General features: G+C 64.3%; 26 protein-coding genes. 24 read left to right on the forward strand and 2 right to left on the reverse strand.

The genetic code is table 11. The features are described 5' to 3' along the window. Positions 1–50: 50 nt before the first annotated feature. From CFI11_RS03645 to CFI11_RS03715, 15 genes are all read left to right on the forward strand, one after another. On the forward strand, positions 51–1,481 hold the full coding sequence (locus CFI11_RS03645) for an amidohydrolase family protein (RefSeq protein WP_130403165.1): 1,431 nt from the start codon (positions 51–53) through the stop codon (positions 1,479–1,481). Further along, the gene (locus CFI11_RS03650) at positions 1,478–2,494 is read left to right on the forward strand and encodes an ABC transporter ATP-binding protein (RefSeq protein ID WP_254449010.1); all 1,017 of its coding nucleotides are present in this window, start codon (positions 1,478–1,480) and stop codon (positions 2,492–2,494) included. Before CFI11_RS03645 ends, CFI11_RS03650 begins: the two co-directional genes overlap by 4 nt. Then, positions 2,491–3,561, forward strand: coding sequence for an ABC transporter ATP-binding protein (locus tag CFI11_RS03655; RefSeq protein ID WP_130403167.1), 1,071 nt, complete (start codon positions 2,491–2,493; stop codon positions 3,559–3,561). The genes CFI11_RS03650 and CFI11_RS03655 overlap by 4 nt, the downstream gene beginning before the upstream one ends. Then, a complete protein-coding gene (locus tag CFI11_RS03660; RefSeq protein ID WP_254449011.1) occupies positions 3,558–5,117 on the forward strand; it encodes an acetolactate synthase large subunit in 1,560 nt (519 codons plus the stop codon). The genes CFI11_RS03655 and CFI11_RS03660 overlap by 4 nt, the downstream gene beginning before the upstream one ends. A 130-nt stretch (positions 5,118–5,247) precedes the next feature. Next, positions 5,248–6,087, forward strand: a complete 840-nt coding sequence (locus CFI11_RS03665; RefSeq protein ID WP_130403169.1) for a transporter substrate-binding domain-containing protein — start codon at positions 5,248–5,250, stop codon at positions 6,085–6,087. A gap of 1 nt (position 6,088) precedes the next feature. Then, on the forward strand, positions 6,089–6,856 hold the full coding sequence (locus CFI11_RS03670; RefSeq protein ID WP_130403171.1) for an amino acid ABC transporter ATP-binding protein: 768 nt from the start codon (positions 6,089–6,091) through the stop codon (positions 6,854–6,856). A 1-nt stretch (position 6,857) separates the two neighbouring features. Next, positions 6,858–7,532 carry an amino acid ABC transporter permease gene (locus CFI11_RS03675; RefSeq protein WP_254449012.1) on the forward strand — a complete coding sequence of 225 codons (675 nt, stop codon included), beginning with the start codon at positions 6,858–6,860 and terminating at the stop codon, positions 7,530–7,532. Position 7,533: 1 nt separating this feature from the next. Continuing rightward, entirely contained in the window at positions 7,534–8,199 is a 666-nt protein-coding gene (locus CFI11_RS03680) for an amino acid ABC transporter permease (RefSeq protein WP_130403175.1), read from the forward strand. An 18-nt stretch (positions 8,200–8,217) separates the two neighbouring features. After that, a complete protein-coding gene (locus CFI11_RS03685) occupies positions 8,218–9,147 on the forward strand; it encodes an N-carbamoyl-D-amino-acid hydrolase (RefSeq protein ID WP_130403177.1) in 930 nt (309 codons plus the stop codon). Next, positions 9,144–9,761, forward strand: coding sequence for a flavin reductase family protein (locus CFI11_RS03690; protein WP_254449013.1), 618 nt, complete (start codon positions 9,144–9,146; stop codon positions 9,759–9,761). Before CFI11_RS03685 ends, CFI11_RS03690 begins: the two co-directional genes overlap by 4 nt. Positions 9,762–9,774: 13 nt before the next feature. Beyond that, positions 9,775–10,710: a dihydrodipicolinate synthase family protein gene (locus CFI11_RS03695; protein ID WP_130403178.1), complete on the forward strand. Its 936-nt coding sequence runs from the start codon at positions 9,775–9,777 to the stop codon at positions 10,708–10,710. Next, positions 10,710–11,498, forward strand: coding sequence for an SDR family oxidoreductase (locus tag CFI11_RS03700; protein ID WP_130403180.1), 789 nt, complete (start codon positions 10,710–10,712; stop codon positions 11,496–11,498). Before CFI11_RS03695 ends, CFI11_RS03700 begins: the two co-directional genes overlap by 1 nt. A 15-nt stretch (positions 11,499–11,513) precedes the next feature. Further along, positions 11,514–12,971 (forward strand): dihydropyrimidinase, encoded by a 1,458-nt coding sequence (gene hydA, locus CFI11_RS03705; protein WP_130403182.1) that lies wholly within the window; start codon positions 11,514–11,516, stop codon positions 12,969–12,971. Further along, positions 12,968–13,624 carry an aspartate/glutamate racemase family protein gene (locus CFI11_RS03710; protein ID WP_130403184.1) on the forward strand — a complete coding sequence of 219 codons (657 nt, stop codon included), beginning with the start codon at positions 12,968–12,970 and terminating at the stop codon, positions 13,622–13,624. Before hydA ends, CFI11_RS03710 begins: the two co-directional genes overlap by 4 nt. Before the next feature lie 18 nt (positions 13,625–13,642). After that, positions 13,643–14,548 (forward strand): LysR family transcriptional regulator, encoded by a 906-nt coding sequence (locus CFI11_RS03715; protein ID WP_130403186.1) that lies wholly within the window; start codon positions 13,643–13,645, stop codon positions 14,546–14,548. A gap of 93 nt (positions 14,549–14,641) precedes the next feature. Here the strand turns inward: CFI11_RS03715 and CFI11_RS03720 are convergent, their stop codons facing one another. Beyond that, a complete protein-coding gene (locus CFI11_RS03720; RefSeq protein ID WP_130403188.1) occupies positions 14,642–15,481 on the reverse strand; it encodes a universal stress protein in 840 nt (279 codons plus the stop codon). A gap of 202 nt (positions 15,482–15,683) precedes the next feature. On the opposite strand from CFI11_RS03720, the gene ccoN reads away from it, so the two are divergent. The 9 genes from ccoN to ccoS all read left to right on the forward strand — a co-directional run bounded on the left by ccoN (position 15,684) and on the right by ccoS (position 24,685). Then, positions 15,684–17,300: a cytochrome-c oxidase, cbb3-type subunit I gene (ccoN, locus tag CFI11_RS03725; protein WP_130403190.1), complete on the forward strand. Its 1,617-nt coding sequence runs from the start codon at positions 15,684–15,686 to the stop codon at positions 17,298–17,300. A gap of 12 nt (positions 17,301–17,312) precedes the next feature. Further along, positions 17,313–18,038 carry a cytochrome-c oxidase, cbb3-type subunit II gene (gene ccoO / locus CFI11_RS03730; RefSeq protein WP_130403192.1) on the forward strand — a complete coding sequence of 242 codons (726 nt, stop codon included), beginning with the start codon at positions 17,313–17,315 and terminating at the stop codon, positions 18,036–18,038. Between the two features lie 12 nt (positions 18,039–18,050). After that, a complete protein-coding gene (locus CFI11_RS03735) occupies positions 18,051–18,236 on the forward strand; it encodes a cbb3-type cytochrome c oxidase subunit 3 (protein ID WP_130403194.1) in 186 nt (61 codons plus the stop codon). After that, the gene (gene ccoP, locus CFI11_RS03740; protein WP_130403196.1) at positions 18,233–19,102 is read left to right on the forward strand and encodes a cytochrome-c oxidase, cbb3-type subunit III; all 870 of its coding nucleotides are present in this window, start codon (positions 18,233–18,235) and stop codon (positions 19,100–19,102) included. The genes CFI11_RS03735 and ccoP overlap by 4 nt, the downstream gene beginning before the upstream one ends. 382 nt (positions 19,103–19,484) lie before the next feature. Next, on the forward strand, positions 19,485–20,363 hold the full coding sequence (locus CFI11_RS03745) for a LysR family transcriptional regulator (RefSeq protein ID WP_130403198.1): 879 nt from the start codon (positions 19,485–19,487) through the stop codon (positions 20,361–20,363). Positions 20,364–20,467: 104 nt separating this feature from the next. After that, positions 20,468–21,898, forward strand: coding sequence for a cytochrome c oxidase accessory protein CcoG (gene ccoG / locus CFI11_RS03750; RefSeq protein WP_130403200.1), 1,431 nt, complete (start codon positions 20,468–20,470; stop codon positions 21,896–21,898). A gap of 2 nt (positions 21,899–21,900) precedes the next feature. Beyond that, a complete protein-coding gene (locus CFI11_RS03755; RefSeq protein WP_130403202.1) occupies positions 21,901–22,359 on the forward strand; it encodes a FixH family protein in 459 nt (152 codons plus the stop codon). Next, entirely contained in the window at positions 22,346–24,523 is a 2,178-nt protein-coding gene (locus CFI11_RS03760; RefSeq protein WP_130403204.1) for a heavy metal translocating P-type ATPase, read from the forward strand. Before CFI11_RS03755 ends, CFI11_RS03760 begins: the two co-directional genes overlap by 14 nt. A 3-nt stretch (positions 24,524–24,526) precedes the next feature. Further along, on the forward strand, positions 24,527–24,685 hold the full coding sequence (ccoS, locus tag CFI11_RS03765) for a cbb3-type cytochrome oxidase assembly protein CcoS (RefSeq protein WP_130403206.1): 159 nt from the start codon (positions 24,527–24,529) through the stop codon (positions 24,683–24,685). Positions 24,686–24,925: 240 nt separating this feature from the next. On the opposite strand, the gene CFI11_RS03770 is transcribed toward ccoS, so the two are convergent. Beyond that, positions 24,926–26,362: a D-alanyl-D-alanine carboxypeptidase family protein gene (locus CFI11_RS03770; protein ID WP_174843524.1), complete on the reverse strand. Its 1,437-nt coding sequence runs from the start codon at positions 26,360–26,362 to the stop codon at positions 24,926–24,928. Positions 26,363–26,401 lie beyond the last annotated feature (39 nt).

Below are 26,401 nucleotides of genomic sequence, written 5' to 3' on the forward strand. Positions count from 1 at the left end.
CCGCTTGCCTGCGGCCCTGCCTTACCCAGATTGCCCGGAGGTCCCCATCCATGCCCGTTACCGTCATTCGCAATGCCGCCTGGATCGTCGCCCATGAGGCAGGCGCGCATACCTACCTCAAGGACGGCGATGTCGCCTTTGAAGGGGACAAGATCATCCATGTCGGCGGCACATATGACGGCACGGCGGATGTCGAAATTGACGGGCGCGACCGGCTGGTCTCCCCCGGTCTGGTCAACATCCACTCGCACCCCTCGTCCGAGGCGATGAACAAGGGCATGCTGGACGAATTGGGCAGCCCCAAGCTGGGTATGTCCTCCCTTTACGAATTCATGCCGCTCTTCCGCCCCGATGACGAAGGCCGCCAAGCCTGTGTCGAGGTCACCTATAGCGAGCTTTTGCTGTCCGGCGTCACGACCCTCGTGGACCTGTCGGTTGCCTGGGACGGTTGGCTCGACACTTTCGCCGCCTCCGGCCTGCGCGGTGTGGTCTCGCCGATGTACCGCTCCGCCCGCTGGTATACCGACAACGGCAGCACCGTCTCCTACGAATGGGACGATGCGGCGGGCCGTGCCGATATGGACGCCGCCTTGGCTCTGATCGACGCCGCCGCAGCTCATCCTTCGGGTCGGCTGTCCGGTATGGTCTCCCCGTCGCAGATCGACACCTGTACGCCGGATCTCATCCGCGACAGTTTCGCCGCCGCGCAGGAGAAGGGTCTACCCTTCCAGATCCACGCCGCCCAATCGGTCGTGGAATTCAACGAGATCACCCGCCGTCATGGCCGTACCCCTCTGGAATGGCTCGACGATCTGGGCGTTCTGGCGCAGGGCGCCATCATCGGCCACGGGATTTTTCTCAACGATTACGACATGGTCTACTGGCCGGAGGCGAACGACTTCGCCCTGCTGCAGGACAGTGGCGTCGCGGTCGCCCATTGCCCGACCGTCTTTCAACGCCGGGGCATCACCATGAACACCGTCGGGCGCTATATTCGCGGCGGGGTGCCTCTGGGCATCGGCACCGACACCTACCCCCACAACATGCTCGAAGAGTTGCGCAATGCGCTGTATCTCAGCCGCGTCACCTCTCGAAACGCCTATGACCTGCGCACCAGCCACATCTTCGACGCCGCCACGACCGGAGGTGCCGCGATCCTGGGCCGCGACGACATCGGCAAGCTGGCCGTGGGTGCCAAGGCCGACCTCTTCATGGCCGATATCACCGCGCCTTCCATGCGCCCGCTCCGTGATCCCCTGCGCTCGCTGATCTACGTCGCGGGTGAGCGGGCGGTGCGCGATGTGTTCGTCGACGGGCGCCACGTCGTCGTCGACGGCACCGTTCAGGCCTTTGATCTGCCCGACGCGCTGGCCCGGCTGGAGGCTGCGCAACGCCGCGCCGAAGAGGCTTTCCGGGGCCTCGATTTCGCCGACCGGCGGCATGATGAGGCCTCGCCCTATGTCTACGCTCTCGACGCATGAAGATGGAGGAGGTGGATATCGAGGCCACAACCGAACCGCTGCTGAGGGTCGAGGACCTCGCCGTCGAATTCCATGTCAGCGGCACCGTCCAGCGCGCCTTGCAGAGCGTCAGCCTGACCCTCCAGCGCGGTCGCACGCTGGGCCTCGTGGGCGAATCCGGTTGCGGCAAAAGCGTCACCTCCCTGTCGATCATGCGGCTATTGCCCCAGCCGCCAGGGCATTACGCGGGCGGGCGCATCCTGCTCGAAGGGCGCGACCTGCTCAGCCTGCCCGAGCGTGAGATGCGCGCCCTGCGCGGCGGGCGGATCGGGATGATCTTTCAGGAACCGATGACCTCGCTCAACCCGGTCTATACCTGCGGCGAGCAAATCGTCGAAAGCCTGTCGGTGCATTCCGGCCTCGCGCCCAAGGCCGCGATGGAGCGCGCGGTTGAACTCCTCGACCTCGTGGGCCTGCCGTCCCCGCGCGAACGCGCGCATGACTACCCGCATCAACTCAGCGGTGGGCAGCGTCAGCGCGTGATGATCGCTCTGGCGCTCGCAAACGATCCCGACCTGCTGATTGCGGATGAGCCGACAACCGCACTTGATGTCACGATCCAGGCCCAGATCCTCGACCTGATGACCGATCTGCGCGAACGCACCGGCGCCGCCGTCCTGCTGGTGACCCACGATCTGGGCGTCGTGGCCCAGACCTGCGACGACGTGGTCGTGATGTATGCCGGCGGCGTGGTCGAACAGGCGCCGACCACTGCTCTTTTTGCCGACCCCCAGCATCCCTACACGATCGGCCTGATGGCCGCCGTACCGCGCATTGACGCCATCGTGGACCGGCTCTCCACCATCGCAGGTTCCGTCCCGCCGCCCTGGATCAAGCTCGACGGGTGCCGCTTCGCCTCTCGCTGCCCGCTCGCCGACGACCGCTGCCGCAGCGCCGTGCCGCCCCTGCGCGAGATCGGCCCCGATCACGCCGTCGCCTGCTGGCATGCGCCCATTGAGGAGGCCGCGTCATGAGTGCCATGCTCGAAGTGCGCAGCCTGACCAAGCACTTTCCCGTCCGCCGGGGCCTTCTGCGCCGTGTCGTCGGCCATGTGCAGGCGGTCAACGACGTCAGCTTTGACGTGAACGAGGGGGAAACCCTCGCCATCGTCGGCGAATCCGGTTGCGGCAAGTCCACCATCGGGCGCACCGTTCTGCGGCTGGTGGAGGCGACCAATGGCTCCGTCCGTCTGGACGGAGAGCAGATCCTCAACCTGCCCACCGACGCCATGCGTGATCTGCGGCGCAAGATGCAGATCATCTTCCAAGACCCGTTCGGCTCCCTCAACCCGCGCATGACCGTGGCCGAGACGCTGGCCGAACCGCTCCTCCTCCATGGTCTCGCTACGCCTGACAATGTCGATGAGAAAGTCAGGGAGCTTCTGCGCACCTGCGGCCTCTCCAGCTTCCACGCCCCGCGCTATCCGCATGAGTTTTCCGGCGGCCAGCGCCAGCGCGTGGGCATTGCCAGGGCGCTTGCCACGCGTCCGCGCCTGATCGTCTGTGACGAGCCCGTCTCCGCCCTCGATGTCAGCGTGCAGGCGCAGATCGTGAACCTGCTTCAGGACCTTCAGGCGCAATTCGGCATCGGCTATATCTTCATCAGTCACGATCTTGCTGTCGTCCGTCACATGGCTGCCCGTGTCGCGGTCGTCTACCTGGGCCGTATCGTCGAGGAAGCAACTGCCGAAGCGCTCTTTGCCGGCCCCCGTCATCCCTACACCCTTAGCCTGATCGCCGCCGCACCGCGCCCCGATCCGACCATCCGGGAAGAGAGCAAGCCGGTGCAGGGCGACGCCCCCAGCGCGCTCGCGCCGCCCTCCGGCTGTGCCTTCCACCCCCGTTGCCCCATGGCGCGGGATATCTGCCGCACTGACCGCCCTGAATTGCGCACGCTTGGCGCCACGCGCGTGGCCTGTCATTTTGCCGAAGAGGTCGCGCCCGAGATCGGCGCACCTCAGCCAACGGCCACAGCGCCGCGCCTGCAACGCCGTCTGGACGTTTTGCAGGGCGCGGCCCTCAAGGAGCAGAGTGCGACATGAAAGACCAACCCCCCATGAACGGCGCCGAAAGCGTGGTGCGCAGCCTGCACGGCGCCGGCGTGGAGATCTGCTTTGCCAATCCCGGCACGTCCGAGATGCAGTTCGTCGATGCCCTCGACCGCACCGGCTGCCTGCGCTGCGTGCTGGGCCTTTTCGAAGGGGCCGTAACCGGCGCCGCTGACGGCTATGCGCGCATGGCGCGCAAGCCTGCCGTGACGTTGCTGCACCTTGCGCCCGGCCTCTCGAACGCGGCGGCCAATATGCACAATGCCCGCAAGGCCCGCACGCCGATGATCAACCTTGTGGGCGACCATGCCCTGCGCCACCGCCAGTATGACGCGCCGCTCACCGCGGATGTCGAAGGCGCCGCGCGGCCCTTCAGCGATTGGGTGCGCACCGCGATGACGCCCGGCCAGTTCGCCGCCGATGCGATGGACGCCTTTGCCGCCGCCACGGCAAAGCCCGGCGCGATTGCCACACTCATCGCGCCGGCCGATGTGGGATGGGATGCGGGGGGCGTGCTCGCCCCACCTCCTCCGCCGCCCGTCAGCGCAGCCCCCGATGAGGCGGCGCTGACGGATGCGGTGCGCGCTTTGGGGGCGGACGGTCCCACTGTCTTCCTGGTCGGTGGGTCCGTACTGGAAGACCCCGATGCGCTGGCGCTTCTGCACGGCATCGCCGCGCGGACGGGTGCCGATCTTCTGGCGCCCACGTCCAACCGGCGGATCGAACGGGGCAGGGGCCGCGCCGGCATCCCCCGCATTCCTTATGCCATCGACCTCGCGCTTGACACGTTGAAGACTTACAAGACCGCGATCCTTGTCGAAGCCATGCCCCCCGTGGGCTTTTTCGCATATCCCGGTCGCCCCAGCCTGCTGCTGCCGGAGGATTGTGAGGTCCTCACCCTCTCTGGTCTCGACGGCGACGGGCCCGGCACTGTCGCGGCCCTCGCCGACCGTCTCGGCGCCCCGGCTGTCACACCTGCGGATGCACCGCTTCCCGCACCTCCGTCACCTGGGGCGATCACGCCCGAGACCGTCGCCGCCGCCGTGGCCGCGGCGATGCCCGAGAACGCCATCGTCGTTGACGAGAGCATCACATCTGGCCGTGCCATCTATGACACCACCGCCGGATGCAGCCCGCATTCCTGGCTGGCGATCACCGGCGGCGCCATCGGCATCGGACCCCCGCTCGCCGCCGGTGCCGCCTGCGCTGCGCCCGACCGTCCGGTCATCACCCTTCAGGCCGATGGCTCCGCCATGTACACGATCCAGGCGCTCTGGACCCAGGCGCGGGAGAACCTGAACGTCACCACCGTGATCTTCGCCAACCGCACTTACCAGATCCTCAAGCACGAGCTTTTCAACGTCGGCGCCAATCCGGGCCGCTCCGCGCTCGACATGCTGGACCTCGACCGTCCGACGCTCGATTTCGTCTCCCTCGCCAAGGGTATGGGCGTGCCCGGCATACGGGTGGAGGACGTGCATGAGCTGTTCAAGGCGCTGCAATCCGCAGCACAGGAGCCCGGCCCCTTCCTGATCGAAGCGGTCATGTAAGCGAAAGAAAAAACATAGGCAGAAGCTATGATGTCATCCGAACTTAAATCAAAAAACTATCAATTTTGCTAGGTCCTCGGCCCTCTCCCTTTTAGCCTGTCGGGGGGAGGGACGATGTTAGGAGTTGAGTATGATACCATCATTGAAATGGGGCGCGCTCGCCGCCGCCCTGACCCTCTCTGCGCCCGCGCTGGCCGAGACCAAGACCTTTAACGTCGCCCTCGACGGCACATTCGCCCCCCATGCCATGCCCAGCCTCAGCGGCGGTGTCGAAGGGTTCAACGTGGATCTCGCCAACGAGATCGGTGCCCGGATGGGGGCTGAGATGAACATCGTCGCCACGCAATTCTCTGGCATCCTCCCGGCGCTTGCGGCGGGGACGTACGATTTCGTGGTGGCCCCCGTCACCATCACCGAGGAACGTGCGGAGAACCTCCTGTTTTCCGAAGGCTACCTGAACACCGACTTCCAGTTTGTCATTGCCGCCGACGCGCCCGACATCACCGATCTGGCGGAGCTTGAAGGGCAGGTGATCGCCGTCAACAAGGGCTCTGTCTACGACAATTGGGCCCGCGGGCTGGCCGAGGAGATCGGCTGGACCGTCGAAAGCTATGGCACCAACAGCGACGCGGTGCAGGCGGTCGTGTCAGGCCGCGCCTTTGCCAATGTCGCGGGCAACACCGTTTCGGCCTGGGCGACCAAGCAGAACCCGGCGATCAAGCTCAGCTATCTGCATTCCACCGGGCTCGTCTGGGGCATGCCCTTCCGCAAAGGCGATGAGGATCTGCGCGCCGAGGTCGAGGCGATCATCGAATGCATGAAGATCGACGGCACCATCGCCGCGCTCAGCGAGAAATGGTTCGGCGCAGCCCCCGCCGAAGGCTCCGCCGCCGTCACGCCCGTCGCGGGCTTCGGACAACCGGGCTTTGCCGGATATCTGGACAATGGTCATACACCAGCCTGCAACTGAGATGACGCAGACCGCGCAGGGCGCCGTGGCCCCGCCCACGCTGACGGTGCGCGGCCTGCGCAAATCCTTTGGGTCCGAGGAGGTGCTCAAGGGCATCGACCTCACCGTTGCGCGCAGCGAGTTGGTCTTTGTCCTCGGCCCCTCCGGCTCTGGCAAATCCACCATGCTGCGCTGTTGCAACCGGCTGGAGGAACCCGATGCGGGTGAAATCACGCTGGAGGGCGACCCGGTCACCGGTCCCAAGGTTGATCTCAACCAACTCCGCCTGCGGATGGGTATGGTCTTTCAGGCCTTCAACCTCTACCCGCATCTTTCGGCCCTCAGCAATGTCACGCTGGCCCTGCGCAAGGTCCGCCGCCTGCCACGCGCCGAGGCCGAAGCGCGTGGCCTCGACGCACTCGACCGCGTAGGCCTCAAGTCCAAGGCCGGCAGCTATCCCACGCAGCTTTCCGGCGGACAGCAGCAGCGCGTAGCCATCGCCCGCGCTTTGGCATTGGAGCCCTCCGTGATGCTGTTTGATGAGCCAACTTCGGCGCTGGATCCGGAGCTTGTCGGCGACGTGCTGGCCGTCATGCAGGACATGAAGGCGCAGGGCATGACGATGCTTGTCGTCAGCCACGAGATGAAGTTTGCCCGCGACGCCGCCGACCGCGTGATCTTCATGGATGCCGGCCGCATCGTGGAGGAGGGGACGCCCGAGCAGATCTTCGAAACCCCGCAACATCAGCGCACCCAGACCTTTCTGGCGCGCTTTTCCGGGCAGGGCTGAGGTGGAGGCGTTTCTCGACACCTTCTTCAACGGCGCCGTGCTCGCCCGCTATGCGCCGTCGATCCTGCAAGGGGTCTGGGTCACCGTGCTTCTATCGGGGCTGATCGTGATCAGCGGCATCGCCGGGGGCGCCGCCTTGGCCTGCCTGCGTGCCTACCGCATCCGCCCGCTTTCCGCGCTGATCGTCGTCTATGCCGACATCTTCCGGGCGCTCCCGCCGCTCGTTCTGATCCTGCTCGTGTTCTTCGGCCTGCCGAACCTTGGCATTCTCCTCTCCAGCTTCACGGTCCTCTACCTGATCCTCACCCTCGTGCTCGCCGCCTTCGCGGAGGAGATCGTTTGGGCCGGGATCACCGCCGTCCCCAAAGGCCAGTGGGAGGCGTCCCGCTCCACCGGGCTTGGCTTCACCCAGACGCTCATCTGGGTCGTGCTGCCACAGGCTGTGCGCATGGTCATCCCACCCATCACGAACCGGGCCATCGCCATCACCAAGATGACCGCCCTCGGCATGGTGATCGGCGTGCCCGACATCCTCGGCCAGGCCACCACGGCGCAAAGCTTCTCCGCCAACGCCTCCCCCCTGATGCTCGCAGCCATCGCGTATGTCCTTCTTTTCCTGCCGCTGGTGATCTTCTCCCGCTGGCTTGAGACGCGCTTTGCGGCGCCGGGGGTGTGAGATGGAGGCGATCCTCACCCAGTTCTTCAATGTCGAGATCATGATGAAGGCCCTGCCCTTGGTCCTTCAGGGGCTGGGCATCACGCTCCTGATCTGCGTGGTCGTGATCCCCCTCGGTCTGATCGGTGGCCTTCTCGCCGCGCTCGCCTCCGTCTCCCAAAACCGGGCCCTGCGCTGGTCGGCCATCGCTTTTGTCGATCTCTTCCGCGCGCTCCCGCCTCTGGTCCTTCTGATCTTCATCTATGCCGGTCTGCCCTTCGCGGGCCTCAGCCTCTCGCCCTTTGCTGCTGTTGCCATCGGCTTCTTCCTGAACAACTCCGCCTATTTCGCCGAGATCTTCCGGGCGGGCCTCCTGTCCGTCCACAAGGGACAGACCGAAGCCGCCCGCTCCACCGGTCTCAGCCAGACCCAGACCCTGATCCACGTTGTCCTGCCACAAGCCACGCGCAACGTGCTGCCCGATCTCATGTCCAACGTGGTCGAGGTGATCAAGCTCACCTCCCTCGCTTCGGTCGTGTCTTTGGGCGAGATGCTTCATGCCGCGGGCCTCGTGCGCTCGCTCACCTATAACGCGTCGCCGCTGGTGCTGGCCGCCGGGATCTACCTCGCGCTGCTCTGGCCGCTGGTCCGGCTGATCAGCCGGTTCGAGCGACGCATCGCAAGTTGAGACAAGGAAAGGAACGCCATGCGGGAAATCGTCATCGGAGGCGCGCAGATGGGCCCCATTCAGCGCACCGACACGCGCGCGCAGGTCGTGGACCGGATGCTGGCGCTGCTCGATCAGGCGCGGGGGGCGGGCTGCGATCTGGTGGTCTTTCCCGAGCTTGCTTTGACCACGTTTTTCCCCCGCTGGTACATGGAGGACCCGGCCGAGGTGGAGGTCTGGTTCGAAGCCGAAATGCCCAATGCCGCCACCCAGCCGCTCTTTGATCGCGCCCGTGAATATGGCATCGCGATCAGCTTCGGCTATGCCGAACGCACGCCGGACGGGCACCATTTCAACACCTCCATCCTGACCGACAAGGCCGGTGAGATCGTCGGTAAGTACCGCAAGGTGCATCTGCCGGGCCATTCCGAATACGATTCCGACCGCGCTTTCCAGCATCTGGAAAAGCGCTATTTCGAACCCGGCGATCTGGGCTTTCCGGTCTGGCGCAATCTCGATGCCTGGATGGGCATGTGTATCTGCAACGACCGCCGCTGGCCGGAGGTTTACCGCGTGATGGGCCTGCAAGGCGCCGAATTGATCATGCTGGGCTACAACACGCCGTCGGTGAATAGCCAGGCCTCCGCCGAGGGGCTGGAGAAACGGCTTTATCATTCGGATTTGTCGATGACGGCAGGGGCCTACCAGAACGCCTCCTGGGTGGTGGGTGTCGCCAAGGCGGGGGATGAGGACGGCCATCCGCTGATGGCGGGCAGCATCATCGTCGATCCTAACGGCTTTGTGGTGGCGCGGGCCGAAACCGAAGGGGACGAGTTGATCGTGCATCCCTGTGACATGGACCTTTGCGCATTCGGCAAATCCACCATCTTCGACTTCGCCCGTCACCGCCGGACCGAACATTACGGACGCATCACGGCCCAGACCGGGGTGGAGTATCCCGACACATGACGTTGAGTGTCGATCTGGGCGCACTCGATCCCAAAGACCGCTACAAGCTGTTGACCGCCGTGGTGATCCCGCGCCCCGTCGCCTGGGTGACCACGATCAGCGCGGATGGCATCGTCAACGCCGCGCCCTTTTCCTTCTTCAACCTCTTCGGCAAGGACCCGGCCCTGGTCGCGCTGGGCCTTGAACACCATGCCGACGGCACGCCCAAGGACACCACGCACAATATCCGCACCAGCGGAGAGTTCGTGATCAACATCGCAACGCCCGATCTGACCGAAGCCATGGTCGGCACCGCCGCCGCCTATCTGCCCACGGATGGAGAGCCCGAGGCGCTGGGGCTGCCGACGGCGCCCTCGACCCATGTCGCGCCGCCCCGTCTGGCCGACGTGCCCGTTGCCATCGAATGCCGCCGCACCGTCGCCTTGACCTTCAGCCCCGAGCGCGAGATCGTCATCGGCGAGGCGGTGGGCCTCGCGGCGCGCGAGGGTTTGGTGGATCCGGCAAACTGGCACGTACATTGGAACGGCGACTATCCCGTCGCCCGGCTTTTTGCCGACCGCTACGCACGACTGGAGGAGATCGCGCCGCACTCCATCCCGCCCGCCCCGACATGACCGGAGAGAAGACTTGACCAACCTCATCACCCGAAATTCCAGCGGCGTCTTCATCATCGCCGCGACGCCTTTTGAAAACAGCGGCGCGCTGGATCTCGACAGCACCGACCGCATGGTCGACTTCTACCTCGACTGCGGCGTGAGCGGGATGACCATCCTCGGCATCATGGGCGAGGCGCCCAAGATGGCCGGGGACGAAGCCGTGACCTTCGCCCGCCGCGTGCTCGACCGCGTTGCAGGCCGCGTGCCGGTGATCGTCGGCGTCTCTGCCGCCGGGCTCGACAACATGGCCCGCCTCGCTCACACCTCGATGGAAATGGGCGCGGCAGGCGTCATGGTCGCCCCGCAACCGGGTCTTCTGACCGAGGTTAAGCTGCGCGGCTACATCGCCCAGGTCTGCACGACATTGGGGCCGGACGTGCCGATCTGCTTTCAGGACTATCCGCAAACGACGGGCGTGCAGGTGTCGGTCGAAAGCATCATTGGAATGACGGTCGAGCATCCACAGATCGTGATGCTGAAACACGAAGACTGGCCGGGCCTCACCAAACTGTCCCGCGTGCGCGCCGAGACGGGCACCGGAGACGTCCCGCGCCTCTCGATCCTCACCGGGAACTCCGCCCTCTTCCTGCCGCAGGAAATGCAGCGCGGCGCCGACGGGGCCATGACCGGCTTTGCCTATCCGGAGATGCTGGTGCAGGTCGTCGCACGCCATCAAGCGGGCGATGTGGACGGGGCCGAGGATCTCTTCGACGCCTACCTGCCGCTCGTGCGCTACGAACAGCAGCTTGGTCTGGGCCTTGCCATCCGCAAGGAGGTGCTGCGCCGCCGGGGCGTGATCGCCAGCGCCAAGGTCCGCGCGCCGGGGCCGTCGCTGACGGCAACAGATGCCGAGGAGTTGACCCGCCTCACCACCCGCCTCGAAAAACGTCTCAAGGAGCTTGGCTGATGGATCTCGGATTACAAGGCAAAGGCGCGCTCGTCATGTCCTCCTCCCGCGGCTTGGGCTTGGGCATCGCCGAGGCGCTGGCGACCGAAGGCTGCAACGTGCTCCTGACCGGCCGGTCAGAGGACAAGCTCGCTGCCGCCGTGGACGCCATCAACGCGAAAGGCGCAGGGCAGGCGACCTATACCGTCACCGATCTGGCCGATCCCGGATGCGTCGACCAACTGGTGAACGCCGCGGGCGAGGCGCTGGGCCAGGTCGACATCCTGATCAACAATACCGGCGGCCCGCCTCCCGGTCAGATGGTCGATGCCGACAGTGCCGTGCTTGCCGGTCACTTCGACCAGATGGTGATGCGGGTCGTCGACATCACCGCCCGCCTGCTGCCCCCCATGCGGGAGCGCGGCTGGGGGCGGATCATCACCATCGGTTCCTCCGGCGTCATCCAGCCCATCCCCAATCTGGGCCTCTCGAACGCCCTGCGTAGCACGCTCGTGGGCTGGTCCAAATCCCTCTCCAGCGACGTGGCCGCCGACGGGGTCACCGTCAACATGCTGCTTCCGGGCCGCATCCATACCGAACGGGTGGACGAGCTCGACAGTGCCGTCTCCAACCGCACCGGCAAATCGCTGGAGGAGACGCGCGCCGCCTCCCGCGCCACGATCCCGGCGGGCCGCTACGGCACGGTCGAGGAATTCGCCAGCGTCGCCGCGTTTCTGGCCAGCGTGCCCGCCAGCTACGTCACCGGCAGCCTCATCCGCTGCGATGGCGGTGCCATCCGTTCGGTCTGACAGGGGAGAGACGACATGACATACGATCTGGTCATCAAGGGCGGAGAGATCGCCACCGCCACCGACCGCTTCCACGCCGATATCGGCATCACCGGCGGCAAGATCACCGCCTTGGGCACCGGGCTCGAGGCCGACGATGTGATCGACGCCACCGGCAAGCTGGTCCTGCCCGGCGGGATCGAGGCGCATTGCCATATCGCCCAGGAATCCGCGACCGGCGGCATGACGTCCGATGACTACCGCACCGGCTCGATCAGCGCGGCCTATGGCGGCAATTCGTCCTTCGTCCCCTTCGCCGCCCAGCATCGCGGCATGGGCGTGATCGAAACGCTCGACCTTTATGACAGCCGGGCGCAGGGCTCTTCGGTCATCGACTACAGCTACCATCTGATCATCGCCGACCCGACCGAAACCGCACTCAACGACGAACTGCCTACCGCGTTCGAGCGGGGTGTCACCTCGTTCAAGGTCTTTATGACCTATGACCTGATGCGCATCGACGACCGGCAATTCCTCGACATTCTGACCGTGGCCAAGACGCATGGCGCCCTGACCATGGTCCATGCCGAAAACTCCGGCATGATCAGCTGGATTTCCGACCGTCTGGTCTCCGCCGGCCACACCGCGCCGCGCTATCACGCGCCCAGCCACCCGGCGTTGGCCGAGATCGAGGCGATCAACCGCGCCATCTCTCTCGCCGCTCTGGTCGATGCGCCGCTTTTCATCGTGCATGTCTCCACGCCCGAAGGTGCCGAGCTGATCGCGAAGGCGCGCCTCTCCGGCGCCAAGGTCTTTGGGGAGACCTGCTCTCAGTACCTGTTCCTCACTCGTGACGATCTCGACCGTCCGGGCATGGAGGGCGCGAAATACATGTGCTCTCCGCCCCTGCGCGACGTGCCCACGCAAGAGGCGCTCTGGCGGCACCTTCAGGCAGGCACCTTCAGCGTCTTCTCCTCCGACCACGCGCCCTATCGGTTCGACGAGACCGGCAAGTTGGCGAACGGCCCCAACGCCTCGTTCAAGCAGATCGCCAACGGCATGCCAGGCATCGGCATCCGCCTGCCGCTTCTCTTCAGCGAAGGAGTAGGCAAGGGGCGCATCACTCTGCAGCAATTCGTGGCGCTCTCGGCGACCAATGCGGCCCAGCTTTACGGGATGGACGCCAAGGGCAGCATCGCCATCGGCATGGATGCCGACATCGCCATCTGGGACCCGGAGGAGACGCGCACCGTCACTGTCGAAAGCCAGCACGACGCGATGAACTACACGCCCTATGACGGCTGGTCCCTCACTGGCTGGCCCGTCACCGTGCTGACCCGCGGGGCGCGGGTGGTCGATCAAGGCACCTTGGTTGCCAAGCCCGGCTCCGGTCAATTCGTGCCGCGCCGCCCCGTCGATATGACCGGCCATCCCGGCCACGTTGTGCCTGAACTCGACCCCGCCACCAATTTCGGGGCCAAGATCGCGCCATGACCGGGCCCATCGTCGTCATCAATCCGAACTCCAACCAGGCCGTCACCGATGGTCTTGCCAAAGCGCTGACGCCTTTCGCCCGGGACGGTGGGCCGCAGATCGACTGCGTCACTCTGACCGACGGTCCTTTCGGGATCGAAAGCCAGGTGCATTCCGATCAGGTCGTCCTGCCGATGGTCGATCTGATCGCGCAGCGGGCCGACGCGTCGGCCTTCGTGATCGCGTGCTATTCCGATCCCGGCATCGACGCCTGTCGATCCGTCTCTCCTGTTCCGGTCTTCGGCATTCAGGAAAGCGGCATGCTGACCGCCCTGTCGCGCGGCGACCTCGTCGGCGTCGTCGCCATCGCCGATGCCTCCATCCTCCGCCACCGCCGCTACATGCGCCGCATGGGCGTGCTCGATCGCCTCGCCGGGGAGCGCCCGCTGAATATGAGCGTCGATGAAAGCGCGCGGGGGGAGGGGACCTTCGCGCGCCTCACCGAGGTAGGACAGGCTTTGCAACAGGACGGCGCTGATGTTCTGGTGCTGGGCTGCGCCGGCATGGCCGTCCACCGCGCCCCGCTCCAGGCTGTGCTTGGCTGCCCGGTCATCGACCCGACCCAGGCGGCTGTGGCCATGGCGCTGGGCACCGTTCTGGCCTCCCAGCTTTAGGCCGCCTATACTTACCACATGAAGATCAAGCGCCGAAACGACCTCTCTCTGCGACTGCTGGAGATTTTCGGCACTCTGATGGTGCATCAGACCACCGTCGCCACAGCGGCGGAACTTGGCATCTCGCAACCGTCCGTCTCAACCGCGATCAAGCAGCTTGAGGATCAGCTTCAATTCGCCCTCTTCGAGCGGCACAAGAAACGCATGCTGCCCACCAGCGAGGCGCGTAGCCTCTTTGAGGAGGTCGAGCCGCTTTTCGAACAACTCCGCTCCGTCGAAAGCCGGGTGCGGGATCTGCGGGGCGGCTCGCTGGGCAAGTTGCGGATCATGGCCACGCCGCCTTTGGGGCATTCCGTTGTCCCCGTGGCGCTTCATGCCTTTCTCGCCTCCCGCCCGCGCGTGACGGTGCAATACGATGTGCGGCGGATGGAGAACGTAATCGACGCCGTGGCCATCGGTGCAGTCGATCTGGGTCTGGTCCTTGGCCTCGACACCCATCCCGGCGTGGTGGTGCGTACCCTTCGGACTGACCGTATGGTTGCCCTGATCAAGCCCGGCCACCCCTTGGCCGATCTTTCGGTCATCGCACCCTCCGACGCCGCGGCGCATGGTTTTATCGGGCTCGACCGCGCCTCTCGCCTCGGATTGTTGCTGCAAACCGCCTTTGAAAGCGCCAAGGTCCCCTATACGCCTCAGGTGGAGGTGCGCTATTGCCACACCGCCGCCGTGCTCGCCCAATCCGGCAATGGCGTTGCGGTGGTCGATCCCTATACCGCGTCCTTCCTGCCGAATATGGGCCTTGTGAAAAAGGCCTTCGATCCGATGATCCCTGTGGGTGCCTGTCTTCTCACGCGCCCCGGGCGCCCGATTTCCCGGCTCGCATCCGCCTTCTGCGATGATATCGAGACGGCCTTGCTGAACTAACGACACTGCCCGCTCGCTCTTTGGGCGGCTCTTTCCGTGACATATCTGCCGTCATGGGGGACGACGCGTCTTACACGGATCGTCCCCCATCCCTCAGCGTGACATCAAAACGGGAACAGTCGCGCATTCCAGCATGTCTCGGGTCGCGCCGCCCAAAAGCGCCTCCCGGAACCTCGAATGCCCGTAGGCGCCCATCACGATCATGTCGGCATTGGTGTCCCCGGCATGGCGGTTCAGCACGTCCGCGATGCGGGGCATCGTCCGGCTGAGCACGTCGATCTCGCAATGGATGCCGTGCCGTGCCAGCATTTGCGACAGCATGCCTCCGGGGTCGGAGCGCTCCGGCCCGTGCTGGGGCGGGTCGATGACCACCACGCGGACCTGCTTTGCGCGTTGCATGATCGGCAGGGCGGCGCGGATCGCCGCCAGCGATTCGGCGCTCTCGTTCCAGGCGACGATGACGGTATCCGGCGCGCTGAGCGGGGTGCTGTCATCCGGCACCACCAGGATGGGCGCGGGGGCGTTGAACAGTGCCGCTTCGACAACGGCCTCGACCTCGATGCCCCGATTGTCTCCGTAAGGCTGGGGCAGCAGGACGAGATCCGAAAACCTGGCATGCAAGGCCACGTGTCGGCCCAGATCCAGCAATTGCGCGACATCTTCCTCCACCGACCAGCGGATATTCTGTGCGCCCAGCCGTGCCTCAGCCAGTTTGCGCAGCGTTTCGGCCTCCGCCGCCGCGCGGACAATCGAATCCTGCAGGATCGATGTGCTGGCTCCGACCGTGTAATATCCCGTCTGCGTTCGGTCCACGCCCAGGCACAGGGCCATTGCATGAGCATCCCAGGCCTGTGCCAATGCGCCGATATGCTCAAGCGGCCCATCGGCCAGACTTTCGTCGGTCAACACCGTCAACAGGGATTTGTAAGCCATCTTGCCCTCCAGCTTCCGTGGTCTCTGATGGCCAATCTGCGCGTTATGCCGCAGGCCTTCCTTGATACCCGTCAAGCCTTTGGTGCGAAAATCTTGATGCAGATCAAGGCAAGTGCGCCTGTGCCTGGTGCATCACCCTTCCAGTCAACAGCCGTCGGGTGCAGTGTGTGTGCTGTGTCCCGACCCCGGGAAGGGACGCACAATGGTAAACTATTTCAAGCTGATCGCGTTCGGCCTGATCACGCTCTTCGCGATGATCGCCGCCAGCTACGCGCGCGATCTGGCCTATCAGGTTCATATGATCATCTTCATGATCGTCGCTGGCGGATTGTTTCTTTGGACGCTGCGCAACACCGATGAACCGCTGCCCGCCGCGGTCGATCTGTCACGTGAATACAATGACGGTGTCGTTCGCTACGGCGTGATCGCCACGGCCTTCTGGGGCGTTGTGGGCTTTCTCGTGGGCGTCGTCATCGCCTTCCAGCTCGCGTTCCCGGGCCTCAACTTCGAATGGGCCGATGGCTATCTGAACTTCGGTCGCCTGCGGCCTCTCCACACCTCTGCCGTGATCTTCGCCTTTGGCGGCAACGCCCTTCTGGCCACGTCCTTTTATGTGGTCCAGCGGACATCCGCGGCGCGGCTCTGGGGGGGTGACCTCGCCTGGTTCGTCTTCTGGGGCTACCAGCTCTTCATCGTTCTGGCCGCGACCGGCTATGTTCTGGGCTCCACCCAGTCCAAGGAATATGCCGAGCCGGAATGGTACGTCGACCTCTGGCTGACCATCGTCTGGGTTGCCTATCTCGCGATCTTCCTCGGCACGCTGATCAAGCGGAAAGAGCCGCATATCTACGTGGCCAACTGGTTCTACCTGTCCTTCATCGTGACCGTCGCGATGCTGCATATCGTGAACAACCTGTCGATCCCCGTCTCCATCTGGGGCTCCCGCTCGATCCAGGTCTTCTCCGGTGTTCAGGACGCGATGGTGCAATGGTGGTATGGCCACAACGCCGTCGGCTTCTTCCTGACCGCGGGCTTTCTGGGCATGATGTACTACTTCATCCCCAAGCAGGCCGAACGCCCCGTTTATTCCTACAAGCTGTCGATCATCCACTTCTGGGCCCTGATCTTCATCTATATCTGGGCCGGTCCTCACCACCTTCACTACACCGCTCTGCCTGACTGGGCCTCGACCCTTGGCATGGTGTTCTCGATCGTGCTCTGGATGCCGTCCTGGGGTGGTATGATCAACGGCCTGATGACGCTGTCGGGCGCCTGGGACAAGCTCAGGACCGACCCCGTGATCCGGATGATGGTGATCTCCGTCGGCTTTTACGGCATGTCCACCTTCGAAGGACCGATGATGTCGATCCGGGCCGTCAACTCCCTGTCGCACTACACCGACTGGACCATCGGGCACGTGCATTCCGGCGCTCTGGGCTGGAACGGCATGATCACCTTCGGGGCGCTCTACTACCTCGTCCCTGTGCTCTGGAAACGCGCGCGGCTCTACTCGCTCTCGCTGGTGTCCTGGCACTTCTGGCTCGCCACCATCGGCATCGTGCTCTACGCCGCGTCGATGTGGGTGACCGGCATCATGGAAGGGCTGATGTGGCGTGAAGTCGATGCGAACGGCTTCCTCGTGAACTCCTTCGCCGACACCGTCGCCGCCAAGTTCCCCATGTACGTGGTGCGCGGTCTGGGCGGGGTCATGTACCTCACCGGTGCCATCATCATGTGCTACAACCTCTGGATGACTGTGAAGCGCAGCCCGGCCAAAGAGCCCGCGCCTGCCTCTTCCGCAGCCATCGCGGCCGAATAAGGAGGCCCGGCAATGGCCATTCTCGACAAACACAAGATCCTTGAGACCAACGCCACCCTCCTGCTGATCTTCAGCTTTCTGGTGGTCACCATCGGGGGGATCGTTCAGATCACCCCGCTCTTCTGGCTGGAAAACACGATCGAGGAAGTGGACGGCATGCGCCCCTATTCCCCGCTCGAACTGACCGGCAAGGAGATCTACATCCGCGAGGGCTGCTATGTCTGCCACTCCCAGATGATCCGGCCCATGCGGGACGAGGTCGAACGCTACGGCCACTACTCGCTTGCGGCGGAATCGATGTATGACCATCCGTTCCAATGGGGCTCTAAACGGACCGGGCCTGACCTGGCCCGGGTCGGCGGTCGCTACTCCGACGACTGGCATGTCGATCACCTGCGTGATCCGCAATCGGTGGTTCCGGAATCGATCATGCCCAAATACGGCTTCCTCGAAGACCGGCTGATCCAGCCTGACTATATCGAGGACCTGTTGCGGACCCAGCGTTTCGTGGGCGTGCCCTATACCGACGAGATGATCGAAAACGCCGCCGCCGATTTCCGGGCTCAGGCCGATCCCGACAGTGACTTCGACGATATGCTCGAACGCTATCCGGGCGCTCAGGTGCGCAACTTCGACGGCCAGCCCGGGGTCTCCGAGACCGACGCGCTGATCGCCTATCTTCAGATGCTGGGCACCCTGGTCGACTTCTCGACCTTCACGCCCGATGCCAGCCGGTAACGGAGGAGACACATGGAAACCTATTCCTTCCTGCGTGAAGTGGCCGACAGCTGGGGCCTTCTGGCTCTCTTCATCTTCTTCATCGGCGTCGTGATCTGGGTCTTCCGGCCCGGATCCACCAAGACCTACCGCGATACGGCCAACATCCCGTTTCGCCACGATGACAAACCCGCCGATCCCGAGGAGCCGCGGACATGAGTAAATCCAAGAAATTTGAGGGCGACCCGGAAACCACCGGTCACGAGTGGGACGGGATCGAAGAGTTCAACAATCCCCTTCCGCGCTGGTGGCTCTGGACCTTCTACATCACCATCATCTGGGGGGTGGGCTACACCATCGCCTATCCCGCCTGGCCCCTGATCAGCCAGGCAACACCCGGCCTTCTGGGCTATTCCACCAGGGCCGAGGTCGCCGAAGAGATCGCCCGCGTCGAAGAGGCCAATGCGCCGATCACCGCGCGGCTGGCCGAGGCGGAATTGACCGAGATCTCCGCCGATCCCGAACTGGCGCAATTCGCGCGGCAGGCCGGTGCGTCCGTCTTTGCAAGCTGGTGTTCGCAATGCCATGGCTCGGGGGCCGCGGGCGTCCAGGCGGCAGGCTATCCGAACCTGCTCGACGATGACTGGCTCTGGGGTGGGGATATCGAAGCGATCCACTACACCATCTCTCACGGCATCCGGAACGAAGACGACCCGGACGCCCACTGGTCCGAGATGCCCGCCTATGGCGAGATCCTCGAGGAACAGGAGATCACTCAGGTCGTCAACTACGTCATGACCCTGTCCGGCGGCACGCCCGCCGACCCGGATCAGGTGGCCGCTGGCGAAGAGATTTTCCTGGATCAATGTTCGGCCTGTCACGGCGAGCAGGGGGAGGGAGATATCTTCCAAGGTGCGCCGAATCTTGCCGATGCCATCTGGCTTTATGGCGGGGAGTATGACACGTTAATCGAGACGGTGACGTATAGCCGTTTTGGGGTGATGCCGCCCTGGGCAAACCGGCTTTCTGAGGCCGAAATCCGGGCTGTGGCAACATATGTCCATCAACTTGGCGGGGGCGAGTAACGTCAAGATAACGGGGTCTCTCGGGCGTGTTGGCTCGCCCGAGAGTCTGGTGTCGACCTTCCGATCTGTTCGCGCGTTTCCTGGAAGGTCGGCACCGTCCTACCACATTCGACCCGCATCTGTCACAACCGGTGCGGGTCGATGCACTTCTCGGCGCTCAAAAACCAATGGCCGGCAGGAAGCCACCGGCGTTTTGCTTGTTTTTCAGGCATGTAATCCCGCATTCTCACACATCCCGTCCGTGTGGCCGTCATCATCGAGGCTGCATAGATATTTAACATGAGAAATCTCCTGCGTTTCTGGATATTGCCCTGAAATCTTGACCAATCGGCGATCCAATGCGACTCAATTGGGATGTTGTCGTGTAATCTGGGCTTACATCATGTCCTGGCTTGATCTTCCTCCTCTCGCGGCCCTGCGCGCCTTTGCAGCCTTTGCGGAGACCGGAAATGTCGTTGACGCCGGTGCATCGCTGAATGTCAGCCATGCTGCCATCAGCCAGCAATTGCGGGCGCTTGAACGGCATATGGATGTGCCTCTGCTCGACCGCTCGGGGCGGACGTTGCGGCTGACGCCGGACGGTCAGCACCTCGCGGATGCACTCGCCCTTGGGTTCGGAGCGATTCGCACCGCAGTGCAGGAGATCGCGCAAAGCGGTGCCGCGCGCGCCCTGCACATTTCTGCAACCCCGTCCTTTGCAACATTCTGGCTTATGCCCATTCTGCAGGACTTTCGCGCCGCCCATCCCCGCATCGACCTGCGCATCGATCCCAGCCCCCAGCTCGTCACCCTTCGCCCCGGCGGCATCGACGTCGCGCTGCGCTATGGCGATGGCAACTGGCCCGGCCTGTCCTCTGAAATGCTCGTGCGCTCTCCGATGATCGTCGTGGCCGCGCCCAGTCTTCTGGCCGGGCGTACGATCCGCCGGCCCATCGACCTCGCCGATCTGCCCTGGCTCGAAGAGCTGGGCACGACCGAGGCCAATAACTGGCTGCGCTCCCATGGCGTGGCCCAGGGCATGGTCGGCGGCACCGTGCAGCTTCCCGGTAACCTGCTTCTGGCCTCTGCGCGCGACGGCCACGGCGTGGCCGTCACCGTGCGCTGCTTTGTCGAACCCGACCTTCAGGCCGGACGACTTGTAGCACTTTTCGAGGAAGATCCCGACAAGGGCTATCACATCGTGACGCTGCCGGGCGTTCTGCGCCCCGAGCTGCGCCAGTTCATCGCCTGGCTGCGGCGTCAAAAACGCGCAGGTGTCTGAAAAGGCGCCTCTTCGATGCGCATTTTTGACCCAAGTCAAAGTGGGTCTGCCCGGCATCTGGGACAAGCCCAGAAAAACACCATCAAAAACCGGAGCCACCGCGCGTGACCGAAACCAGCCCCGCCCCCAGCCTTTACGCTGCCAGGGAGCCCATCTTTCCCCGCCGTGTGAGCGGAAAATTCCGTAGTCTCAAATGGGTCATCCTCGCGGTGACGCTGGGCATCTATTACCTCCTCCCCTGGATCCGCTGGGACCGGGGCCCCAACCTGCCCGACCAGGCCGTTTTGCTCGACCTCGCCGGGCGCCGCTTCTATTTCTTCTGGATCGAGATCTGGCCGCATGAGTTTTACTTTGTCGCGGGCCTTCTGATCATGGCCGGTCTCGGTCTCTTTCTCTTCACCTCCGCGTTGGGCCGGGTCTGGTGCGGCTATGCCTGCCCCCAGACCGTCTGGACCGATCTTTTCATCCTCGTCGAACGCTGGATCGAAGGGGACCGCAACGCCCGCCTGCGCCTTCACCGGCAGGAGAAATGGGATTTCAGAAAGGCCCGTCTCAGGGTCACGAAATGGACGGTCTGGCTTTTGATCGGCCTCGCCACCGGCGGGGCCTGGGTCTTCTATTTTGCCGATGCGCCCACGCTTCTTCGGGATCTCGTCACGCTTCAGGCCGCGCCCGTGGCCTATATCACGATGGGCATTCTCACCGGCACGACATTTCTCTTTGGCGGCTTCGCGCGCGAACAGATCTGCGTCTATGCCTGCCCCTGGCCGCGCATCCAGGCCGCCATGATGGACGAGGAAACGCTTACCGTCGGCTATCGTGAATGGCGGGGTGAGCCGCGCAAGCATTCGGACGAGGTCAAGTCGGGCGAGCCCATGGGCGATTGCATCGACTGCATGGCCTGCGTGAATGTCTGCCCCATGGGGATCGACATCCGGGATGGCCAGCAGCTGGAATGCATCACCTGTGCGCTTTGCATCGACGCCTGTGACGACGTGATGGAGAAGATCGGCAAGCCGCGTGGCCTTATCGACTATATGGCGCTCTCTGACGAAACACGCGAGAAGAAGGGTGGAAGCCCGCGGCCCATCTGGCATCACATCTTCCGCCCCCGTGTCATCATGTATACGTCCCTTTGGTCCATCGTCGGGGCCGGGCTGATCTTTGCGCTCTTCATCCGGCCCGAGATCGAGATGACCGTCGCGCCCGTGCGCAACCCGACCTTTGTGACGATGTCCGATGGCTCGATCCGCAACACGTATGATGTGCGGCTGCTCAACAAGCATGGCGATTACCGGATGTTCCGCCTCTTCATCACCGGCGATTCCACATTGCGCGTGCAGCTCGAAGGCACGCCTTATCAGACCATTCACATGCCCGCCGACACCACGCAGTTGCAGCGTGTCTATGTCATCACCCCGCCGGGTTCCGCGCCCGCTGAGGCCGGATTGACCGACGTGCGTTTCTGGGTCGAAGATCTGACGACCGGGGACCGGGCCTTCAAGGACAGCACATTCAACGGGAAAGGAAACTGACCATGGCCCAGCGGGAATTCACCGGACGGCACGCGCTCATGATCTTTGTCGGCGTCTTCGGCGTGATCTTCGCCGTCAACTTCTTCATGGCCTACAGCGCCGTGAGCACCTTCCCCGGACTGGAAGTCAAGAATTCCTATGTCGCAAGCCAAAGCTTCGATGACCGCCGGGCCGAGCAGGAGGCGCTGGGATGGGACGTCAAGGCCGAGGCCGAGGCGGGCCAGGTCCGGCTCTACATCAATGACGACCAGGGCGCCCCCGTCGAGGTCACGGCCCTCGACGCGACCCTCGGCCGGGCCACCCATACCCGCGACGATAGCGAACCGAGCTTTGTCTTTGACGGCATCTCCTACGTCGCTCCGGTGGCGCTGGGCGATGGCAACTGGAACATCCGGATGAAAGCCGTGGCGCGGGATGGCACCGAATTCACCCAGCGCGTGGTCCTGCATGTCAAACGCTAGGAGTGTACCGGCCGGATGCCCTGGATGTGTGGCCATGCCCAAAGACGTTGAACCCGCCCCGGCAGAGGCGCGTCTGGCGCTGTCCCTGCCCACAATTCATTGCCAGGGCTGCATCTCTCGGGTGGAAAAGGCGCTCGCCGCGCATCCCGGCGTGCGCGATGCGCGGGTCAATCTGACCCTCAAGCGCGCGCTGGTCGATGCCGCGCCCAACATGCAGGCCGCCGATCTCATCCCCGTGCTCGAGGCGGAGGGCTTCGAAGCCCATGAGCTCGACACCGGCGCCCTTCAGGCCACCACGACCGACAAGGCGGGCCGGGACCTTCTGATGCGGCTGGCCGTAGCCGGCTTTGCCTCGATGAACGTGATGCTCTTGTCGGTGTCGGTCTGGTCGGGGGCCAGCGACGCCACGCGCGACATGTTCCACTGGATCTCCGCCGCGATCACGCTGCCGGCCATCGCCTTTTCCGCGCAACCGTTCTTCCGCAACGCCTGGGCGGCGCTTTCGGTGCGCAAGCTCAACATGGATGTGCCGATCGTTCTGGCCATCGTGCTGGCCCTGATCACCTCTCTCTGGGAAACCGCTTTGTCGGGGCATCACGCCTATTTCGACGCCGCGCTGGTCCTGACCTTCTTTCTTCTTGCGGGGCGGTATCTCGACCACCGGACCCGCGCCATTGCCCGGTCCGCCGCGGAAGAGCTGACCGCGCTCGAAGTGCCCCGTGCCCTGCGTCTCGAAGAGGGCAGGGAGGTTGAGCGCCCGATTTCCGACCTGCGTGTCGGCGATCTGATCCGCGTCCGCCCCGGTGCGCGCATGCCTGTCGATGGCGAGATCGCGGAGGGTCGGTCCGAACTCGACCGCTCGCTTCTGACCGGGGAAACACTGCCGGTCTTTGCCGAACCCGGTCAAACCGTCAGCGCCGGAGAGGTCAATCTGACCGGTCCGCTGACCATCCGCGCCACCGCCGTGGGAGAGGATACATCGCTCCACCGCATGGCGGATCTGGTGGCCGTCGCCGAAAGCGGGCGCGCGCGCTACACGCCTCTCGCAGATGCTGCGGCAAAGCTTTATGCGCCCGGCGTTCATATCCTGTCGGCGCTTAGCTTTCTGGGCTGGTATCTCTGGTCCGGCGATCTGCGCGTGTCGCTGAATATCGCGGCGGCGGTTCTGATCATCACCTGCCCCTGCGCGCTGGGTCTGGCCGTGCCCGCCGTGACCACCGCCGCGTCGGGGCGTCTCTTCAAGAAGGGTTTGCTGATCAAGCATCCTACCGCGCTGGAACGCATGGCGCAGGTCGATACGGTCGTCTTCGACAAGACGGGAACGCTGACCACAGGCCAGCCGGATTTGACGAACCTCGGGGATCATCCGCGCCGCGATCTCGAAGTAGCGCTGGCCCTGGCCGAAAGCTCCGCCCATCCCCTCTCCCGCGCGCTCAGCCGGGCGGCCGGCGAGGCGGGGATCAAACCGGCCCGGGTGACCGACATTCGCGAGGTTCCCGGCTTCGGGACCGAAGGGCGCTTTCATGGCGAGACGGTGCGCCTTGGCCGCGCCGCCTGGGTCGGCGCTCCGCAAGGGGCTGAGACATCGGCCTTTCTGCGCATCGGATCGGAGGCGCCCCGCGCCTTCACGTTCACCGATACGCTGCGCCCGGGGGCCGCTGAAACGGTCTCAGGGCTTCTTGAGCGCGGCCTGAAGGTAGAACTCGTCTCCGGCGATGCGCCCCTCGCGGTCGAGCGGCTGGCGCGCGAATTGGGCATCCCCGACTGGATTGCCGAGGCGCCCCCCGAGGAGAAGGCGGCCCATATCCAGGCGCTCTCCGGCGCGGGACGCCATGTCCTGATGGTCGGTGACGGGCTGAACGACACCGCCGCACTGGCCGCAGCACATGTCTCGATCTCGCCCGCATCCGCGCTTGACGCTGCGCGGGTGGCCTCCGATGTCGTGCTTCTTGGCCAGGATCTGGCACCGATCCCCAGCGCGGTGGCGACAGCGCAATCCGCCACGCGGCGCATTCGCGAGAACTTTCAGATCGCGACACTTTACAACATCATCGCGGTGCCGCTTGCCGTGGCAGGCCTTGCCACGCCTCTGATCGCGGCCCTTGCCATGTCCACATCGTCGGTGACGGTGTCCCTGAACGCGCTGCGCCTGAAAGGAGGCTGAGCCATGAACGTCCTCGCCTACCTCATCCCGATCTCGCTGGTTCTTGGCGCTGTCGGGCTGATCGCGTTTGTCTATACGGTCCGGTCGAACCAATATGACGATCCCGAAGGCGACAGCCGCAGGATCCTGTCGAAGGATTGGGACGACCACCCCAAGCCTTGACCCTTTATCTCCCTGTTTTCCCTTGGGAAAGCAGACAGCCCTTGGCAGGAGCCTATTTGGCCAGAAGAAGCGGGGACGCGCGCAGGATGGTGAATTTGCCGCGCAGACGCGATGTTCCCCGGGGGGCGCATTAACCTTAATAGTCGTTAAGGTGAATGCTGTTTAGGGTTAATGATCATTAATCTTAACGCAGGTGCGACCTGCACTAGCTCATGCCTGACGCGCTGAAAGGGGGCGCGGTCAGGACGATGGTCCGACCATGAAACAGGTGACGTTGCGCGCCTGAAGCCTGCGGCAGGCCAGATCGGCGCTTTCGCGGGTCATCCCCAGAAAGTTGGCATCGAACCCTCGTTTGCTCTGCACGACCTTGCGAAGCGTGCCGTCCAGCGACGACATCTCGGTCAAGGCTGTGCGCAGCAGAACCTTCTCGGCCTGATAGCGGCTTGTGTACCGGCCCACATTGATCCCCCAATGCCGCCCGCCCGAGGTGGAGAGCCGCGTGACCACCTCCTGTTCGGTGATCGGCTCGCTTGGCGCGGTCGATGCGAGGACCAGGTTCTGCGGCCGCGCCGCAGGTCGTGTCGTGGGCGCCTGCGCCTGTGGCGCTCCGGCCTCCGCGACCACCGCATCTATGCTCTCCCGCAGGGTGGTTTCCGCGGTCTCCGCGGCCTCCCGAACGGCGGCATCGGTATCGACCTCTGCCACCAGAAGCGTCTCGCTTCCCTTGCGGGCCTGTGGTCTGAGGCTCGTCTTGACCAACCCCGACACCCGGATCGTCTTGCCCGCCGCGCCGTTCGTGGGGGCCGCTTCGGCCACCATCTCTCCGCGCTGCGGTTTGCGCACCGGCGCGTTCGACGGTGCCCGGCGGAAGCCCAGATCCAGAAGCTCGGCCACCTTCGCGTTGCGCGACGCCGTCGATTTGCCCCCGAACACCGTGGCGATGACCCGTTCATTGCCGCGCTCTGCCGACGCGACAAGGTTGAAGCCCGCCGCGCGGGTATACCCCGTCTTGATCCCGTCCGCGCCGCGATAGGCGTCCAGCAGGCGCCGGTTCGTATTGCGCACCTCCGTGATGCCCGCATGGGTCGAGCGGCGTGAGAAGATGTTGTAATATTGCGGGAAATCGTAAAGCAGGTGGCGTCCCATGATCGTCATGTCGCGGGCGGTGGACAAATGCCCGCTTTCCGTCAGCCCGTGGGCGTTCTTGAACGTCGTCCGGGTCATGCCCAGCGATTTCGCCGTGCGTGTCATGCGCCGGGCAAAAGCCGCTTCTGAGCCTGAAATCCCCTCGGCGATGGCCGTGGCGGCATCGTTGGCCGACTTGATGGCAGAGGCGCGGATCAGATAGCGCAACGCGATGCGCTGCCCGGCTTTCAACCCCAGCTTCGAGGGGATTTCCGCTGCGGCTTTCTTCGACACCCGGATTTTCGTATCCAGCGTGATCTCTCCGTTCCGGATCGCGTCGAACGCAACATAAAGCGTCATCATCTTGGTCAGAGAGGCCGGATGCAGGCGCGTATCGGCATTGCGCGAATGCAGCACCTCGCCCGTACGCGCGTCCATCACCATCGCCGCATAAGGGGCTGCCGCCACGCTGAGCGGGAGGATCACGAACAACCAAATTGCGGTAAATACATACAGCCCAATATGGGCCGGCCTGCTGCGCCGAACCTGCACGATGTCTGCCTCTATCTGCCTCACGCCGCCGGTTGTCCG

Origin of the sequence: Thalassococcus sp. S3 (assembly GCF_004216475.1) — a bacterium.
Lineage (GTDB): Bacteria > Pseudomonadota > Alphaproteobacteria > Rhodobacterales > Rhodobacteraceae.

Coding starts and splice junctions, on each gene's coding strand:
- CFI11_RS03645 (WP_130403165.1), top strand. CDS start 51: ATGCCCGTTACCGTCATTCGCAATGCCGCCTGGATCGTCGCCCATGAG.
- CFI11_RS03650 (WP_254449010.1), top strand. CDS start 1,478: ATGAAGATGGAGGAGGTGGATATCGAGGCCACAACCGAACCGCTGCTG.
- CFI11_RS03655 (WP_130403167.1), top strand. CDS start 2,491: ATGAGTGCCATGCTCGAAGTGCGCAGCCTGACCAAGCACTTTCCCGTC.
- CFI11_RS03660 (WP_254449011.1), top strand. CDS start 3,558: ATGAAAGACCAACCCCCCATGAACGGCGCCGAAAGCGTGGTGCGCAGC.
- CFI11_RS03665 (WP_130403169.1), top strand. CDS start 5,248: ATGATACCATCATTGAAATGGGGCGCGCTCGCCGCCGCCCTGACCCTC.
- CFI11_RS03670 (WP_130403171.1), top strand. CDS start 6,089: ATGACGCAGACCGCGCAGGGCGCCGTGGCCCCGCCCACGCTGACGGTG.
- CFI11_RS03680 (WP_130403175.1), top strand. CDS start 7,534: ATGGAGGCGATCCTCACCCAGTTCTTCAATGTCGAGATCATGATGAAG.
- CFI11_RS03685 (WP_130403177.1), top strand. CDS start 8,218: ATGCGGGAAATCGTCATCGGAGGCGCGCAGATGGGCCCCATTCAGCGC.
- CFI11_RS03690 (WP_254449013.1), top strand. CDS start 9,144: ATGACGTTGAGTGTCGATCTGGGCGCACTCGATCCCAAAGACCGCTAC.
- CFI11_RS03700 (WP_130403180.1), top strand. CDS start 10,710: ATGGATCTCGGATTACAAGGCAAAGGCGCGCTCGTCATGTCCTCCTCC.
- hydA (WP_130403182.1), top strand. CDS start 11,514: ATGACATACGATCTGGTCATCAAGGGCGGAGAGATCGCCACCGCCACC.
- CFI11_RS03710 (WP_130403184.1), top strand. CDS start 12,968: ATGACCGGGCCCATCGTCGTCATCAATCCGAACTCCAACCAGGCCGTC.
- CFI11_RS03715 (WP_130403186.1), top strand. CDS start 13,643: ATGAAGATCAAGCGCCGAAACGACCTCTCTCTGCGACTGCTGGAGATT.
- CFI11_RS03720 (WP_130403188.1), bottom strand. CDS start 15,481: ATGGCTTACAAATCCCTGTTGACGGTGTTGACCGACGAAAGTCTGGCC.
- ccoN (WP_130403190.1), top strand. CDS start 15,684: ATGGTAAACTATTTCAAGCTGATCGCGTTCGGCCTGATCACGCTCTTC.
- ccoO (WP_130403192.1), top strand. CDS start 17,313: ATGGCCATTCTCGACAAACACAAGATCCTTGAGACCAACGCCACCCTC.
- CFI11_RS03735 (WP_130403194.1), top strand. CDS start 18,051: ATGGAAACCTATTCCTTCCTGCGTGAAGTGGCCGACAGCTGGGGCCTT.
- ccoP (WP_130403196.1), top strand. CDS start 18,233: ATGAGTAAATCCAAGAAATTTGAGGGCGACCCGGAAACCACCGGTCAC.
- CFI11_RS03745 (WP_130403198.1), top strand. CDS start 19,485: ATGTCCTGGCTTGATCTTCCTCCTCTCGCGGCCCTGCGCGCCTTTGCA.
- CFI11_RS03755 (WP_130403202.1), top strand. CDS start 21,901: ATGGCCCAGCGGGAATTCACCGGACGGCACGCGCTCATGATCTTTGTC.
- CFI11_RS03760 (WP_130403204.1), top strand. CDS start 22,346: ATGTCAAACGCTAGGAGTGTACCGGCCGGATGCCCTGGATGTGTGGCC.
- ccoS (WP_130403206.1), top strand. CDS start 24,527: ATGAACGTCCTCGCCTACCTCATCCCGATCTCGCTGGTTCTTGGCGCT.